The organism is Reyranella soli (assembly GCF_007992495.1).
Classification (GTDB): Bacteria; Pseudomonadota; Alphaproteobacteria; order Reyranellales; family Reyranellaceae; genus Reyranella; species Reyranella soli.
Map to the genome: position 1 here is coordinate 1 of NZ_BKAJ01000216.1, position 14696 is coordinate 14696.

Below are 14696 nucleotides of genomic sequence, written 5' to 3' on the forward strand. Positions count from 1 at the left end.
CGCACGTCGTTGCCCCCTCACCTAGCCTCTCCCCCTAGCGGGGGAGAGGAATCCGAAAAGATAGGTTAGAGTCATCCCAACACCCGCGGCTCGACACGCGGGGATACTTGGGAAGGGAACAGTAATGCGTCCGATTATGCTGCTGGGTGGCCTCGTGGCCGCCCTTGTCTTGAGTTCGAGCGTAGCGTTGGCTCAGAAGAGCGGCGGCGTCATGAAAATGTATCATCGCGACAACCCGCCGAGCGCGTCGATCCACGAGGAGGCGACCAACTCGACCGTGGTGCCGTTCATGTCGCTGTTCAACAACCTGGTGCTCTACGACCAGAACAAGCCGCAGAACAGCCCGAGCGACATCGTCCCCGACCTCGCCAAGTCGTGGAGCTGGAGCGCCGACAACAAGAACCTGACCTTCAAGCTGCAGGAGGGCGTGAAGTGGCACGACGGCCAGCCCTTCACCGCCAAGGACGTCGTCTGCACCATCGATCTTGTGACCGGCAAGGCCGAGAACAAGCTGCGCCGCAACCCACGCCAGTCGTGGTACGGCAACGTCGAGGGCGCGACCGCCAACGGCGATTACGAAGTGACGCTGCATCTCAAGCGCCCGCAGCCCTCGATCCTGGCGCTGCTCGCTTCGGGCTATTCGCCGATCTATCCCTGCCACGTGCCGGTGGCGCAGATGCGCACCAAGCCGATCGGCACCGGCCCCTTCAAGTTCGTCGAGTTCAAGCAGAACGAGGGCATCAAGGTCACGAAGAACGCCGACTACTGGAAGAAGGGCAAGCCCTACCTCGATGGTATCGAGTTCACAATCGTGCCCAACCGGGCGACGGCGATGCTGAGCTTCGCCTCCGGCAAATTCGACATCACCTTCCCGTGGGAGGTGACGATGCCGATCCTGAAGGATCTCAAGGCCCAGATGCCCAACGTGGCCTGCCAGGTCACGTCGATGAACAACAGCACCAATCTGATCGTGAACCGCGACGCGCCGCCGTTCGACAATGCCGACCTGCGCCGTGCGCTGGTCCTGTCGATCGACCGCAAGTCGTTCGTCGACATCATCAACCAGGGCGACGCCCTGCTCGGCGGCACCATGCAGCCGGTGACCGACGGCGTGTGGGGCCTGCCGCCCGAGATGTACGACTCTGTGCCGGGCTACGGGTCGGACGTGCAGAAGAACCGCGAGGCCGCGCGCGAGATCATGAAGAAGCTGGGCTACGGGCCCGACAAGCGCCTGCCGCTCAAGATCGCCACCCGCGGCATCTCGCTCTACAAGGACCCGGCGGTCATCCTGGCGAGCCAGCTCAAGGAGATCTGGATCGACGCCGACGTCGACATCATCGAGACCTCGCAGTGGTTCCCGAGGGTGGCGCGCAAGAATTACTCGGTCGGGCTGAACACCACCGGCAACGGCGTCGACGATCCCGACCAGAACTACTACGAGAACTTCTCCTGCAAGTCGGAGCGCAACTACACCGGCTACTGCAATCCCGAGATCGAGAAGCTCTTCGACGTGCAGTCGGCCGAGACCGACATCGAGAAGCGCAAGAAGGTCGTCTGGGAGATCGACCGCAAGCTTCTGGAGGACGGCGCCCGGCCCATCATCATGTGGAACCGCGCCGCCATCTGCATGCAGCCCTACGTCAAGGGCTACGTGGCGCAGGTCAACAGCGTCTACAACGGCTTCAGGTTCGAGGACGTGTGGTTGGATAAGTGAAGGCCTCTCAACTCTTGGTCCCTCCCCCGTCTCACGGGGTCTCACGGGGGAGGGTACGGGAGGGGGAAAACCCCGGTACGAGCTTTCCCATTTTCAGATCTGAAATTGTCGAAGATTGTCATTGGGGCCTGCCCCCTCCCTACCCTCCCCCGTATGACGGGGGAGGAGAAGATGGGTAGGCTGTGCCAACGAAAGTAGCGGGAGGTCTTTTGTCATGACGCAACGCACCCTCGGCCTCATCATGAACGGCGTCTCGGGCCGCATGGGCGTCAACCAGCACCTGATCCGCTCCGTTGCGGCGATCCGCGCCCAGGGCGGCGTGCTGATGTCGGACGGCTCGCGCGTCATGCTCGATCCGGTGCTGGTGAGCCGCACGCCGGAGAAGGTGAAGGCGCTGGCCGAGCAGCATGGCGGCCTGCGCTGGACCACCGACCTCGACGCCGAGATCGCCAGCCCGCGCAATCACATCTTCTTCGACACGGCGACGACGCAGATGCGCCCGACCCTGCTCGAAAAGGCCATCCACGCCGGCAAGCACATCTATTGCGAGAAGCCGATCGCCACCAACCTCGCCGAGGCGCTGAAGATCTGCCGCCTGGCCAAGGAAAAGGGCATCAAGAACGGCACGGTGCAGGACAAGCTCTTCCTGCCCGGCCTGCAGAAGATCAAGCTTCTGCGCGACTCCGGCTTCTTCGGCCGCATCTTCGCGGTGCGCGGCGAGTTCGGCTACTGGGTGTTCGAGGGCGATTGGGGCCAGCCTGCGCAGCGGCCGTCGTGGAACTACCGCACCGAAGAAGGCGGCGGCATCGTCCTCGACATGGTCTGCCACTGGCGCTACGTGCTCGACAATCTGTTCGGCGACGTGAAATCGGTGTCGTGCATCGCCGCCACCCACATCCCCGAGCGCGTCGACGAGGCGGGCAAGACCTACCCGGCCACCGCCGACGATGCGGCCTATGCCTCCTTCCAGCTCGAAGGCGGCATCATCGCCCACATCAACATGAGCTGGGCGGTGCGCGTCTACCGCGACGACCTCGTAACCTTCCAGGTCGACGGCACCCTGGGCTCGGCCGTCGCCGGCCTCAGCGACTGCATGATCCAGCCGCGCACGGCGACGCCGCGGCCGGTCTGGAACCCCGACCAGAAACAGACCATCGACTTCTACGACAGTTGGCAGGAGATGCCGGACAACGTTGTCTACGAGAACGGCTTCAAGGCCGAATGGGAGATGTTCATCCGCCACGTCGTCGAGGATGCCCCGTTCAAGCACTCGCTGGTCGAAGGTGCCAAGGGTGTGCAGCTCGTCGAATGCGCCCTGCAGAGCTGGAAGGAACGGCGCTGGGTCGACGTCCCGGCGCTCAAGATCTGAGAGGAGGCCCCATGTCGATCATCGTGCCCCTGCCCGCCGCCGACGGCAGTCTCGCCCCCTACACCCTGTCCGACGCCGCGCACTTCCCCGACCGCATCACGCGCCCGCTGAACCGGGTCGCCCTGGCGGCCGCCCATGTCGTGGCCGACCCGCACGCCGACATCGATCCGTGGCTGCAGGCGGCTCCCGACTGGGAACGCACCATCGCCTATCGCGAGTATCTCTGGGACCTCGGGCTCGGCGTCGCCGAGGCCATGGACACCGCCCAGCGCGGCATGGGGCTCGACTGGCCGATGGCGCTGGAGCTGATCAAGCGCTCGGTCGCCGCCGCGCGCGGCCGCGAGGGCGCCGTGGTGTTCTCGGGCGCCGGCACCGATCACCTCGACCCGGCCGGGACTTACACGGTCGACGACGTAATCCGTGCCTACGAGGAGCAGATCGCCGCCATCGAGGCGGTCGGTGGCCATATCATCCTGATGGCCTCGCGCGCGCTCGTCCGCGCCGCCCGCTCGGCCGACGACTATGCCCGCGTCTACCAGCGCGTGCTCTCCCAGGTGCGCCAGCCGGTGATCATCCACTGGCTGGGCGACATGTTCGACCCGGCGCTGGCCGGCTACTGGGGCACGCGCGATCTCGGCAAGGCGATGGACACCGCTGTCGCCATCATCAACGCGTCGGCCGCCAAGATCGACGGCGTAAAGATCTCGCTGCTCGACAAGGACCGCGAGATCGCCATGCGCCGCCGGCTCGACAAGGCGGTGAAGATGTACACCGGCGACGACTTCAACTACGCCGAACTCATCGCCGGCGACGAGCACGGCTACTCGCACGCCCTGCTCGGCATCTTCGACGCCATCGCGCCGGCCGCTGCGGCGTCGCTGGCGGCGCTGGCCGGCGGCGATCTCGCGAAGTTCCATGCGATCCTGGCGCCGACCGTGCCGCTGTCGCGCCACATCTTCCGGGCACCGACGCGCTTCTACAAGACGGGCGTCGTCTTCATGGCCTATCTCAACGGCCATCAGGACCATTTCACCATGGTCGGCGGCCAGGAAAGCGCGCGCTCGACCTTGCACCTCGCCGAGCTGTTCCGGCTGGCCGACAAGGCGGGCCTGTTCCGCGACCCCGAGCGCGCCGCCGCGCGCATGAAGGCAGTATTGGCCGTCCGCGGCGTGGCGCTGTAGCCCGCAATGCGCGATCTCAGTACCGGGCCGTCGCTGCTGTCGGTCAACACCGCGACGGTCCGCAAGCAGGGCGGTCTTCTCGAGATCATCGAGGCCTGCGCACGGCACGGCATTGCCGCGATCAGCCCGTGGCGCGATCAGGTGGCCGCGGTCGGGCTCGAACGGGCCGGACAGGCCATCAAGGACGCCGGCCTGAAACTCTCGGGCTACTGCCGCGGTGGGTTGTTCCCGGCCACGGGCGAGCACGTCATGGCAGTGCGCGACGACAATCGACGCACCGTCGATGAAGCCGCGGCACTCGGTGCGCCCTGCGTCATCCTGGTGGCCGGCGGCCTGCCGCAGTTCGCGCGGCCGGGCTCGACACCCTCCAAGGACATCGTCGGCGCGCGAAAGATGATCGAGGACGGCATTGCCGAGCTGCTGGCCTACGCGCGGCAAGCCAACATGCCGCTGGCGCTGGAACCGCTGCACCCGATGTATGCCGCCGACCGCGCCGCGGTGAATACCCTGGCCCAGGCGCTGGACATCGCCGACCGGCTCGATGCCGGCGGGACCGCGCTCGGCGTGGCTGTCGACGTCTATCACACATGGTGGGACCCAGACCTCTACAGCAGCATCGCCCGCGCCGGCCGCGCCAAGCGGCTGATCGCCTATCACGTCTGCGACTGGCTGGTGCCCACCAAGGACATGCTGAACGATCGCGGCATGATGGGCGACGGCGTCGTCGACCTGCGCCGTATGCGGCAGGCGGTCGAGGATGCCGGCTACACCGGCCTCATCGAGGCCGAGATCTTCTCCGACTATTGGTGGTCACAGCCGATGGACCACGTGCTCGCCACCTGCGTCGAGCGGTATCGGACGGTCGTCTGATATCCCGTCATCCCGAGCGAAGCCGCCCGAAGGGTGGCGTAGTCGAGGGACCTCTTTTGTAGGTGCATCGTCAAAATAGGTCCCTCCGCTGCGCCTCGCTTCGCTCGGCTCCGGCCGGGATGACGGAGACTATCTCTGCCGACGCAGCTTCTGGATCGTCTCGTCGAGTGCCGAGAGGAAGCGCGAGCGGTCGCGCGGGCTCATCGGCTTGGGACCGCCGGTGATCTCACCCATGGCGCGCAGGTTGGACATCAGTTCGCGATTGGCCATCGCCATGCCGATCGAGGCGGTGGTGAAAGGCACGCCAGTGTTGCCAATGACCGACGCCCCCGCCTTCAGGCAGCGATCGGCAAGCGGGATGTCGGCGGTGACGACGATGTCGCCCGCTGCGGCACGCTCGGCGATCCAGTTGTCGGCGGCGTCGAAGCTGTCGCTCACGACCACCAGCTCGATGCGCGGATCGCGCGGCACGCCCAAGTAGGAGTTGCTGACGACGTAGACCTTCAGGCCGTAGCGCTCGGCAACGCGATAGATCTCGTTCTTGACCGGACAGGCGTCGGCATCGATGTAGATGGAAGTCATCGTGCGGCGACAACTCGGGCCAACCGGCCGGATTGTCCACCAAAATGAGACGCCGGCGGCCCTTATGGACCGCCGGCGCCTTCATGACTCGTCGGCTTCGAGCCTAGCGGGTCTGCGGCGAGATGATGTTGCCGCGGGCATCCAGGCGATTGCCTTCGCTGTCATAGCGGAAGCCGAATTCGTCCTTGAACGTCGCCTGGCGCGGGCCGGTCTGGGCCGGCATCGGCGCCATCTGGGGAGCTTGCGCGTACGGCGCCGTCGCCATGTTGGTGTTCATCGACGTCCCGGAACCCGAAACCGGTCCCGGCCGGTCTCCAGGCTGGCGCACCCAATCGCTGCGGCCGATCAAGGGACGGCCATAGGGATCGGTGGGCTCGCCGCCGGCCATGGGTTGCTGGGCGTAGGACACACCGGCCGTGGCGACGAGTGCGAGGGTGAGCAACACGCGTTGCATGAGACACCTCCTTCGAAAGATGGATATGCCTGCTCAACGCCGCCTGGCGGGCCGGGTTGCGCTGCACACCGACCGCACTCCGCGTCATATTCAGGTCAGGACGGCAATTTTCTTGCGCTCGATCAGCTTGAAGTCGATGGCCGCCCCGAGCCCTGGTCCGTTGGGGACGTGCACCATGCCGTCGCGACCGACCACGATGTCCTGTTCCAGGCCGTATTTCTGCGCGCCGTCAGGCAGCAGCACCTCGAAGAACTCGGTGTTCCGGATCGACGCGATGACATGCAGGTTGGCGACGTTGTTCAGCGAGTTGCCGCCGTGATGGACCTCGTAGTTCATGCGGAATGATTCGGCGAGGTGCGCTGCCTTCACCAGGGTGGTGATGCCGCCCTTCACGGCGACGTCGCCGCGCAGGTAGTCGGTGGCCTGCAGCATGATCCAGGGCTGGTAGGAATCGAGGCCGGTGATCGGATACTCGGTGGCCAGGATCGGAATCGAGAGCTGCTGCTTCAGCTTCACGTAATTGTAGATGTCCTGGTCGGCCAGCGGATCCTCGTACCAGTGGTACTCCATCTCCTCGACGGCGCGGCCGACGCGCAGCGCCGCCGGATAGTCGTAGGCCCAGGTCGAATCGAGCATGATGGTGTAGTCGCCGACGGCGTTGCGCACCGCCTCGCAGACCTTGATGTCCTCGCGCCAGCGCGTCGGCGGATGGATCTTGTAGGCCGCCCAGCCATTCTCCTTGAACTCGACCGCCTGCTCGGCGTAGGCGCTGGCCGAAGCGAGCACCGCGGAGCTGGCGTAGGCCGGCACCGATTCGCGATAGGTGCCGAGCAGGCGATGGATCGGCTGGCCCACCGCCTTGCCTAAAAGGTCCCAGAGGGCGACGTCGACGGCGCCGATGGTGCGCACGCCGGCCGGGCGCTGGCGCTTCCAGAGATCGACGACCAGCGCCTCGCGATGCATCGGATCGCGACCCATCAGCATGGGCTTGAGGTGGGTGATCAGCCCCTGCCCGTCGATCGCTGCCGAGTTCGAGGCCGAGCCCAGGAAGGCATGGCCCTCGACACCGTCGTCGGTGGCGATGCGCAGGAGGCCGAGCGCGCTCGAGCCGGCGAACCGGCTGTGCTGGCCGTATTGCGTCGGCGGGATGTCGTCCCAGGCGAACAGGGTCAGGCTGACGTCGGTGATCTTCATGATGCCGTCCTCTTTCGGCGAACGAAAAGACGGTTCGCCGCGTGTGCGTTTCGCTCCCGGAGCGCTTCAGTATAGACTGCCGGCATGACCGACAAAGCCCGAGCCGAACTGGCACCGACCGGCGTTCTGCGTGCCGGCATCAACCTCTCCAACTTCCTGCTGGTCACCGGCCGCAGCGAGAAATCCGAGCCGGTGGGCGTGGCGCCCGACATGGCGAAGGAACTCGCCGCGTCGCTTGGCGTGCCGGTCACCTACGTGACCTTCAAGTCGCCCGGCGAACTTGCCGACCAGGCTGGCAAGAACGTGTGGGACGTCGGCCTGATCGGCGCCGAGCCGCAGCGCGCCGCCGTGATGAACTTCAGCGCCGCCTATGTCGAGATCGAGGCGACCTACATGGTGCCGCCGGGCTCGCCGCTGAAGTCGATCGCCGACGTCGACAAGACGGGCGTGCGCCTCGTCGTTTCGGCACGCTCGGCCTACGGGCTGTGGCTGGAGAACAACATCAAGAACGCGACCCTGATCCAGGTCACCGGCCTCGATGGCGCCTTCAACAAGTTCATGGAAGACAAGGCCGACGCGCTCGCCGGCCTGCGGCCAGGCCTGCTCAAGGATCTCGAGAAGCATCCCGAGCTGAAAATCCTCGACGGCAAGTTCACTGCGGTCCAACAGGCCATCGGCTGCAACAAGCCCGCGACCGAGGGTGCCCGCTACATCGCGGCGTTCGTCGAGAACGCCAAGAAGTCGGGCCTGGTCGCGAGCCTGATCGAGAAGCACAAGGTGAAGGGTCTGTCCGTCGCGCCACTGGCCTGATCGGAGCGCGGACCTCCAGGTCCGCTCATGTCATATCCGGACCGCGGGCGTCCCGCCCGCCCCATGATCCGGCCAGCCGTGCAAGAGGCTTCCGAGATGAATGACCAACCCGGTCTTCGGCAAGTCCGCGAACATCGTTGGCCAATCGTCGACTGGACGGTTGCACGGCTTACGGACCTGGAGGTCCGCGCTCCGACGATCAGAGTTCAGAACCGACGAACTGCTTGAACTCCGCCGTCCGAGGATTGGCAAAAACCTCCGCCGTGGGACCCGTCTCCCACACCTTGCCCTGGTGCATGAACACCACGACATCGGCGACGCGGCGGGCGAAGCCCATCTCGTGGGTGACGCTGATCATGGTCATGCCCTGGTGCGCCAGGTTCTCCATCACGCCCAGCACCTCGGCGGTGAGCTCGGGATCGAGCGCCGACGTCACCTCGTCGAACAGCATGACCTGGGGCTGCAACGCCAGCGAGCGGGCAATGGCGACACGCTGCTGCTGGCCGCCGGAAAGCTGCTCGGGATAAGACGCGATCTTGTCGGTCAGGCCGACCATCGCCAGCACCTCGGCGGCGCGCCTCTTCGCCTCGCCCTTCGACTCCTTCTTCACCAGCGTCAGCGCCAGCGTGATGTTCCGCTCGACGTTGAGATGCGGGAAGAGGTTGTAGCTCTGGAACACCATGCCGACGTCGCGGCGCAGCTGGGCGCGCGCGGCGCTGCCCGGCCGGCCGACCGGATGGCCGCACACGGTGATGCTGCCGCCCTGCACCGTCTCCAGTCCGGCGATGCAGCGCAGCAGCGTGCTCTTGCCCGAGCCCGAGCGGCCGACGATGGCCACGGTCTGGCCGCGCTCGACCTCCAGGCCGACACCGTCGAGCACACGCAGCGGCCCGAACTCCTTGATGACGTCCTTGACGCTGACGACGGACTCGTTTGCCTGTTCAAGAGCGGCCGGCATGCGCCCTCCTTTCCAGCGTGCGCGCGGCTACCGAGAGCGGGTAGCACAGCACGAAATAGATGGCGGCCACGGCGGTGAAGATCGCGAACGGCTCGAAGGTCGAGTTGTTGACGATCTGGCCAGCCCGCGCCAGCTCGACGAAGCCGATGACCGAGGCGAGCGAGGTGTTCTTCACGATCTGCACCATGAAGCCCACGGTCGGCGGGATGGCGATGCGCAGCGCCTGCGGCAGGATCACATAGGCGTATTGCTGGAACAGGTTGAGTCCCAGGCAGTCCGACGCCTCCCATTGGGTCTTCGGAACCGCCTCGATGCAGCCGCGCCAGATTTCGCCCAGGAAGGCCGCGGCATAGAACGTGAAGGAGAGGCCGGCCGCGACCAGCGGGTCGAGCTTGTAGCCCAGGATGCCGAGCCCGAAGTACGACAGGAACAGCACGATCAGGAGCGGCGTGCCCTGGATGAGCTGGATGTAGCCCCAGGCGATCCCGCGCAACGCCGCCGATTTGGAGACGCGCATCAGCGCGATCGGCAGGCCGACGATGGCGCCGCCCACGAAGGCGATCACCGACAACAGGATCGTCCAGCGTGCCGCCTCGACCAGGTAGATCAGATGGTTGAAGCTGAGCTGAATCACGGTGACGTCCTCACAGGGGCGTCCCCAGCCGGCGGCGGCGCTCGAACAGGATCAGGCCGATCGCCCAGAAGCCCAGGCGATAGAGCGCCGACAGCGCGAGGTAGACCACGGCCACGATGACGTAGACCTCGAAGCTGCGGTAGGTGTCGGACTGCACGAGGTTGGCGGTGGCGGTGAGCTCCTCGGCCGAGATCTGCGAGGTGATCGACGAGGCGAGCATCAGCAGCACGCCCTGGCTCCCCAGCGACGGATAGACCCGCTCCATGGCAGGCAGCAGCACGACGTGCAGGATGGTCTGCAAGCGCGTCAGGCCGAGGCAATCGGCAGCCTCGAGCTGGGTGCGCTGGATCGATTCGATGCCGGCGCGCATGATCTCGGTGGTGTAGGCGCCCATGTTGATGGTGAGCGCCAGTACCGCTGAGACCTCGGCCGAGAGTTTCAGGCCGAGGCTCGACAGGCCGAAATAGACGATGAAGATCTGGATCAGCAGTGGCGTGTTGCGGATGATCTCGACATAGCCACCCGCCAGCCGGCGCAGCACCGGCCCGCCATAGACGCGGGCGAGTGCGCAGAGCGTGCCGACGAGAAAGCCGAGGGCGATCGACAGCACCGTGAGCTGGATGGTGAGCCACGCGCCGGCCACGAAATCCGGCCATCGCTCGGCCAGGAACTCGAAGTCGAATTTATAGGACATGGCTCACACCGGCGGAATCCGCCGTCAGCTTCCCGACTTGGCTAGAAGCTCGTCGGTCGGGATGTCGACGCCATGATACTGCTTGTAGATGGCGGCGAGCTTGCCGTTCTTGAGGTTGGTCTTCACCCAGTCGTTGATCCAGGCGAGCAGCTTGGGATCGTCCTTGCGCACGCCGATGGCGAGCCAGTTGGTCTGCATGGTGATCTTGGGTTCGACCGTGCGCGCCGGGTTCTTCTTGCTGATCGCCGGCAGCAGCGAGCGCGCCGTCGCCAGGATGTCGGCCTGCCCCGAGGCCACCGCCGCCGCCATGGTGGCGTCGTCCTCGTAGCGCACGATCTGCGCGCCCTTGGCCTGCTTGGTGAGATCGCTGTCCTGGGTGGTGCCGCGCACGACGGCGACCTTCTTGCCGTCGAGATCGGCCAGGCTCTTGATCTGGACGGTCTTCAGCCCAGCCACGACCGAGGGATGGTCGGCATAGGGGATCGAGAAGTCGATCACCTTGGCGCGGTCGGGCGTGATCGACAGCGTCGACACGACGATGTCGACTTTGTCGGTCTGCAGCATGGGAATGCGGCTCGGCCCCGTCGTGGTGACAATCTCGAGCTGCACGCCGAGGTCCTTGGCCAGGAGCCTGGCGAGATCGACGTCCGAGCCGGTCGGCTGCATCTTGTCGTCGGTCATGCCGAAGGGCGGAATCGCGGTGTCGATGGCGACCCGGATCTTCCCGGCCTTCTTGATCTCGGCGAGCGTGTCGGCGAAAGCCGGCGCGCCGAACGGCACGACCAGCGCTGCGCCTCCGATCAGGCGCAGCAGGGTACGCTTCTTCATAATGGGCCTACTGCTTCAGGATGAGATCGGGCAGGTCGGTGCCGAACTGCTTCTTGTAGATCGCGTTCAGGGTGCCGTCCTTGAGCTTGGCGTCGATCCACTTGTTCACTTCCTCGAGCAGGCGCGTCTCGTCCTTCTTCACGCCGACGGCGAGCTTGAAGTTGTCGAGCACGAACTTGACCTCGACCTGGCGCGCCGGATTCTTCTTGTCGACCTGGGAGACCAGCATCTCGGCGGTCGAGAAGATGTCGACCTGGCCTGACAGGAAGGCCTGCTGTTCGGTGGCGTCATCCTCGAAGCGCACCAGCTTCATGCCCTTGGGGCCTTCCTTGGTGAGCTGGGTGTCATGGGTGGTGCCGCGCACGGTGCCTACAGTCTTGCCGTCGAGGTCCGCCACGCTCTTCAACGTGACGCCCTTGGGTGCGGCAATCACGGTGCGCAGCGCGGCATAGGCCTTCGAGAAGTCGATCACCTTGGCGCGCTCGGGCGTGATCGAAAGCGTCGAGATCACGAGGTCGGCCTTGCCGGTCTGCAGCGACGGGATGCGTGAAGCCCCCGTGGTCGGCACGTGCACGAACTCCACGCCCCAATCCTTGGCCAGCAGCTTGGCGGTTTCGATGTCGGACCCGGCCGGCTGCATCTTGTCGTCGGTCATGCCGTAGGGCGGCACGCCGAGATCGACGGCGATCCTGATCTTGCCGGACTTCTTGATGTCATCCAGCGCATCGGCGTTCGCCACCTGCGCAAGACCCATGATCGCCATCGCCGCAACGGCGATGCCTGACAACACCCTATTCATCGTTTCCTCCAACCACACACTTGTTGCTTAGACTTTTAGCGGCCCGCATCCATGTCGGCGAGCTTGGCGACACGACGGCGGAATTCCTCCGCGGTCGAGAATTTCGCGTTGAGGTAGGCCGCGATCAGATCCTTGGCGAGCCAGGGACCGACGATCTGCGCGCCGATGCACATGACGTTGACGTCATCGTGCTCCACGCATTGATGGGCGGAATGCACGTCGTGGCAGACCGCGGCGCGGATGCCCTTCATCTTGTTGGCGCCGATCGAGGCGCCGACGCCGGTGCCGCAGATCATCAGGCCGCGCTCGGCAGTCCCCTCGGTGATGGCCGCGGCAACCTTGCGGGCAATGTCGGGAAAGTCGACCGGATGGGGATCGTAGGAGCCGACATCCTCGATCTCGTGGCCCTGTTCCTTGAGGAAGGCCAGCATCTCGGCCTTCATGGGAAAGCCGGCATGGTCCGATCCGACGACGATCTTCATCAGTTGCTCGCTGGGCTCTGGTAGTTCGTGAACAGGTTCTTGCGGCGCAGCTCATCGCCGATCTTGAAATGCTGGCGCAGCCGGCTCTCGGCCGCGTCGGGATCGCGCTGGACCAGCGACAGGAACACCGCGCGATGAGCGTCGACCAGATGCGAGGTGATGGCGGGCTCGCGGAAGGTGTCGCGCCGGCGCTCGACGTGGCTGCGCATCAGGAGCGGCGAGATCGCCTCGTAGATCTTCATCAGGGCGCTCGAGTCGCTCGCGCGCACGATGGCGAGATGGAAGGCGTAGTCGGCCTGGCCGCCCTTTTCCGGGTCGTGGAGCGAATCAACCAGCGTGTCGAGCATGCCGGCCAGCGCCTGCAGGTCGCGCTCGCTCGCCCGTTCGCAGGCGAGCCGGATGGCCTGGCATTCGATGGCGATGCGGGCCTGCAGCACGTCGTCGAGGATATTGGGCTCGGGCGCGAGGCAGAGCGTCAACGCCTGGCCCAGCACCGAAGCATCGGCCGCGCGCACGAAGGCGCCGCGGCCGTGCCGGATGTCGAGCAGGCCCAGCATGGCCAGCGAACGCAGCGCCTCGCGTAGCACCGGCCGGCTGACGCCCAGCGCCAGCGCGAGTTCGCGCTCGGCCAACAGCCGGTCGCCGGCCTTCAGCTCTCCGGACAAGAGCTTGTCGCGGAAGAAGGTGAAGACCCGGGCCGCGCCGCCCTGGGTCTCGTCGTCTTCCGATCGCAAAATATCGAGTACGGCCAAGTCTTCCATTTGGTCAGTCCGTGGTCTGACCACTGTAAATGGACATTCACCGGGCCGCAACAGGCACCCGGGTTGCCCGCCCCCCGAATTGTCACGTCGATGACGCAACTTTCTCAAGTTGGCGACGTTGGTTGCAATTGCGGGGGGACTAAGTGCGCGTGTGGGGGCCCGTGCCATCGGAAACCCAAAATACCGGCTCATGAGCCTCGCTGGTGCTGTGACTGAACAATTCCAGGCAGGGTGAGTGCCCCATGACGGCCGACGTCGATACCGCTTCAACAGCGGCAAATTCGGTCTCTCCATCCTCTCGTCGTACCGCCGCCGGTCAGAACGGCGCCATCCCCATCGATCTTCACGAGTTGCAGCAAGCCCTCGAGGCGGTGCGGGCCGGCGACTTCTCGGTGCGCCTGCAGGCCGGACGCGCGGGTGCGATGGGCCGCATCTCCGTGCTGTTCAATGAGATCGTCGGCGCCAACCAGACCATGGCGCAGCAGCTCGAACGAATCGGCAAGTCGGTCGGCGAGCAGGGCCGCACGCGCCAGCGCGTGAAATTCGCCCTCTCCACCGCCGCCTGGGGCGAGATGGAAGGCTCGGTCAACGGCCTGATCGACGATCTGGTGTGGCCGACCACCGAAGTGACGCGCGTGATCGGCGCGGTGGCGCAGGGCGACCTGCTGCAGACCGTGCGGCTCGACGTCGACGGCCGCCCGCTGAAGGGCGAATTCTTGCGCGGGGCGACCATCGTCAACACCATGATCAAGCAGCTCTCGGTGTTCACCTCCGAGGTGACGCGCGTGGCGCGCGAGGTCGGCACCGAAGGCAAGCTCGGCGGCCAGGCAAAGGTGAGCGAAGTGACGGGCGTGTGGCGCGAGCTGACCGAGAGCGTCAACTCGATGGCCAACAGCCTGACGGCCCAGGTGCGCAACATCTCGGACGTGACCATCGCGGTGGCCAACGGCGACCTGTCGCGCAAGATCACCGTCGACGCGCGCGGCGAGATCCTGCAGCTCAAGGAAGCCATCAACACCATGGTGGACCAGCTGCGCTCCTTCGCCTCGGAAGTGACGCGCGTGGCGCGCGAGGTCGGCACCGAAGGCAAGCTGGGCGGCCAGGCGATCGTACCCGGCGTCGCCGGCACCTGGAAGGACCTGACCGATTCGGTGAACGCCATGTGCGGCAACCTCACCGACCAGGTGCGCAACATCGCCGACGTGACCACCGCCGTGGCGCGCGGCGACCTGTCCAAGAAGATCACCGTCGACGTCCGCGGCGAGATCCTGCAGCTGAAAGAGACCATCAACGTCATGGTCGACCAGCTGAACGGCTTCGCCGGCGAGGTGACGCGCGTGGCCCGCGAAGTGGGTACCGAAGGCAA

General features: G+C 65.7%; 16 protein-coding genes. 6 read left to right on the forward strand and 10 right to left on the reverse strand.

Going from position 1 to position 14696, the window contains the following annotated elements; all coding sequences use genetic code 11:
- Positions 1-124 precede the first annotated feature (124 nt).
- From RSO01_RS42340 to RSO01_RS42355, 4 genes are all read left to right on the forward strand, one after another.
- Positions 125-1714, forward strand: coding sequence for an ABC transporter substrate-binding protein (locus tag RSO01_RS42340; RefSeq protein ID WP_147156639.1), 1590 nt, complete (start codon positions 125-127; stop codon positions 1712-1714).
- 214 nt (positions 1715-1928) lie between these two features.
- A complete protein-coding gene (locus RSO01_RS42345) occupies positions 1929-3083 on the forward strand; it encodes a Gfo/Idh/MocA family protein (protein ID WP_147156640.1) in 1155 nt (384 codons plus the stop codon).
- 11 nt (positions 3084-3094) lie between these two features.
- Entirely contained in the window at positions 3095-4264 is a 1170-nt protein-coding gene (locus RSO01_RS42350) for a dihydrodipicolinate synthase family protein (RefSeq protein WP_147156641.1), read from the forward strand.
- Between the two features lie 6 nt (positions 4265-4270).
- The gene (locus RSO01_RS42355) at positions 4271-5134 is read left to right on the forward strand and encodes a sugar phosphate isomerase/epimerase family protein (protein WP_147156642.1); all 864 of its coding nucleotides are present in this window, start codon (positions 4271-4273) and stop codon (positions 5132-5134) included.
- A gap of 129 nt (positions 5135-5263) precedes the next feature.
- Here the strand turns inward: RSO01_RS42355 and RSO01_RS42360 are convergent, their stop codons facing one another.
- The 3 genes from RSO01_RS42360 to RSO01_RS42370 all read right to left on the reverse strand — a co-directional run bounded on the left by RSO01_RS42360 (position 5264) and on the right by RSO01_RS42370 (position 7364).
- On the reverse strand, positions 5264-5716 hold the full coding sequence (locus RSO01_RS42360; protein ID WP_147156643.1) for a YaiI/YqxD family protein: 453 nt from the start codon (positions 5714-5716) through the stop codon (positions 5264-5266).
- A 103-nt stretch (positions 5717-5819) separates the two neighbouring features.
- Positions 5820-6170, reverse strand: coding sequence for a hypothetical protein (locus tag RSO01_RS42365; RefSeq protein WP_147156644.1), 351 nt, complete (start codon positions 6168-6170; stop codon positions 5820-5822).
- Positions 6171-6260: 90 nt separating this feature from the next.
- Positions 6261-7364, reverse strand: coding sequence for an enolase C-terminal domain-like protein (locus RSO01_RS42370; RefSeq protein WP_147156645.1), 1104 nt, complete (start codon positions 7362-7364; stop codon positions 6261-6263).
- A gap of 84 nt (positions 7365-7448) precedes the next feature.
- Between RSO01_RS42370 and RSO01_RS42375 the strand changes: the two genes are divergently transcribed.
- Complete coding sequence (locus RSO01_RS42375) at positions 7449-8174, forward strand: transporter substrate-binding domain-containing protein (RefSeq protein ID WP_147156646.1); 726 nt, start codon at positions 7449-7451, stop codon at positions 8172-8174.
- Positions 8175-8373: 199 nt separating this feature from the next.
- Here RSO01_RS42375 and RSO01_RS42380 read toward each other — a convergent pair whose 3' ends face one another.
- Genes RSO01_RS42380 through RSO01_RS42410 form a run of 7 tightly spaced genes read right to left on the reverse strand, consistent with a single transcriptional unit; the run spans position 8374 to position 13330 of the window.
- Positions 8374-9132: an amino acid ABC transporter ATP-binding protein gene (locus RSO01_RS42380; protein ID WP_147156647.1), complete on the reverse strand. Its 759-nt coding sequence runs from the start codon at positions 9130-9132 to the stop codon at positions 8374-8376.
- Positions 9116-9766 (reverse strand): amino acid ABC transporter permease, encoded by a 651-nt coding sequence (locus tag RSO01_RS42385; protein ID WP_147156648.1) that lies wholly within the window; start codon positions 9764-9766, stop codon positions 9116-9118. The genes RSO01_RS42380 and RSO01_RS42385 overlap by 17 nt, the downstream gene beginning before the upstream one ends.
- Positions 9767-9776: 10 nt before the next feature.
- Entirely contained in the window at positions 9777-10460 is a 684-nt protein-coding gene (locus tag RSO01_RS42390) for an amino acid ABC transporter permease (RefSeq protein WP_147156649.1), read from the reverse strand.
- A gap of 24 nt (positions 10461-10484) precedes the next feature.
- Positions 10485-11288, reverse strand: a complete 804-nt coding sequence (locus RSO01_RS42395) for a transporter substrate-binding domain-containing protein (protein WP_147156650.1) — start codon at positions 11286-11288, stop codon at positions 10485-10487.
- A gap of 7 nt (positions 11289-11295) precedes the next feature.
- Entirely contained in the window at positions 11296-12087 is a 792-nt protein-coding gene (locus tag RSO01_RS42400) for a transporter substrate-binding domain-containing protein (protein ID WP_147156651.1), read from the reverse strand.
- A gap of 35 nt (positions 12088-12122) precedes the next feature.
- Positions 12123-12569 carry a ribose 5-phosphate isomerase B gene (gene rpiB / locus RSO01_RS42405; protein WP_147156652.1) on the reverse strand — a complete coding sequence of 149 codons (447 nt, stop codon included), beginning with the start codon at positions 12567-12569 and terminating at the stop codon, positions 12123-12125.
- Positions 12569-13330 carry a FadR/GntR family transcriptional regulator gene (locus RSO01_RS42410; protein ID WP_147156653.1) on the reverse strand — a complete coding sequence of 254 codons (762 nt, stop codon included), beginning with the start codon at positions 13328-13330 and terminating at the stop codon, positions 12569-12571. Before RSO01_RS42410 ends, rpiB begins: the two co-directional genes overlap by 1 nt.
- Positions 13331-13572: 242 nt before the next feature.
- Between RSO01_RS42410 and RSO01_RS42415 the strand changes: the two genes are divergently transcribed.
- A partial coding sequence (locus RSO01_RS42415; RefSeq protein WP_147156654.1) for a HAMP domain-containing protein occupies positions 13573-14696 on the forward strand: 1124 nt, incomplete at its 3' end.

Bases quoted from the DNA above. Each gene is read 5' to 3' on its own strand.
- RSO01_RS42340 (WP_147156639.1), top strand. From the start codon at position 125: ATGCGTCCGATTATGCTGCTGGGTGGCCTCGTGGCCGCCCTTGTCTTG.
- RSO01_RS42345 (WP_147156640.1), top strand. From the start codon at position 1,929: ATGACGCAACGCACCCTCGGCCTCATCATGAACGGCGTCTCGGGCCGC.
- RSO01_RS42350 (WP_147156641.1), top strand. From the start codon at position 3,095: ATGTCGATCATCGTGCCCCTGCCCGCCGCCGACGGCAGTCTCGCCCCC.
- RSO01_RS42355 (WP_147156642.1), top strand. From the start codon at position 4,271: ATGCGCGATCTCAGTACCGGGCCGTCGCTGCTGTCGGTCAACACCGCG.
- RSO01_RS42360 (WP_147156643.1), bottom strand. From the start codon at position 5,716: ATGACTTCCATCTACATCGATGCCGACGCCTGTCCGGTCAAGAACGAG.
- RSO01_RS42365 (WP_147156644.1), bottom strand. From the start codon at position 6,170: ATGCAACGCGTGTTGCTCACCCTCGCACTCGTCGCCACGGCCGGTGTG.
- RSO01_RS42370 (WP_147156645.1), bottom strand. From the start codon at position 7,364: ATGAAGATCACCGACGTCAGCCTGACCCTGTTCGCCTGGGACGACATC.
- RSO01_RS42375 (WP_147156646.1), top strand. From the start codon at position 7,449: ATGACCGACAAAGCCCGAGCCGAACTGGCACCGACCGGCGTTCTGCGT.
- RSO01_RS42380 (WP_147156647.1), bottom strand. From the start codon at position 9,132: ATGCCGGCCGCTCTTGAACAGGCAAACGAGTCCGTCGTCAGCGTCAAG.
- RSO01_RS42390 (WP_147156649.1), bottom strand. From the start codon at position 10,460: ATGTCCTATAAATTCGACTTCGAGTTCCTGGCCGAGCGATGGCCGGAT.
- RSO01_RS42395 (WP_147156650.1), bottom strand. From the start codon at position 11,288: ATGAAGAAGCGTACCCTGCTGCGCCTGATCGGAGGCGCAGCGCTGGTC.
- RSO01_RS42400 (WP_147156651.1), bottom strand. From the start codon at position 12,087: ATGAATAGGGTGTTGTCAGGCATCGCCGTTGCGGCGATGGCGATCATG.
- rpiB (WP_147156652.1), bottom strand. From the start codon at position 12,569: ATGAAGATCGTCGTCGGATCGGACCATGCCGGCTTTCCCATGAAGGCC.
- RSO01_RS42410 (WP_147156653.1), bottom strand. From the start codon at position 13,330: ATGGAAGACTTGGCCGTACTCGATATTTTGCGATCGGAAGACGACGAG.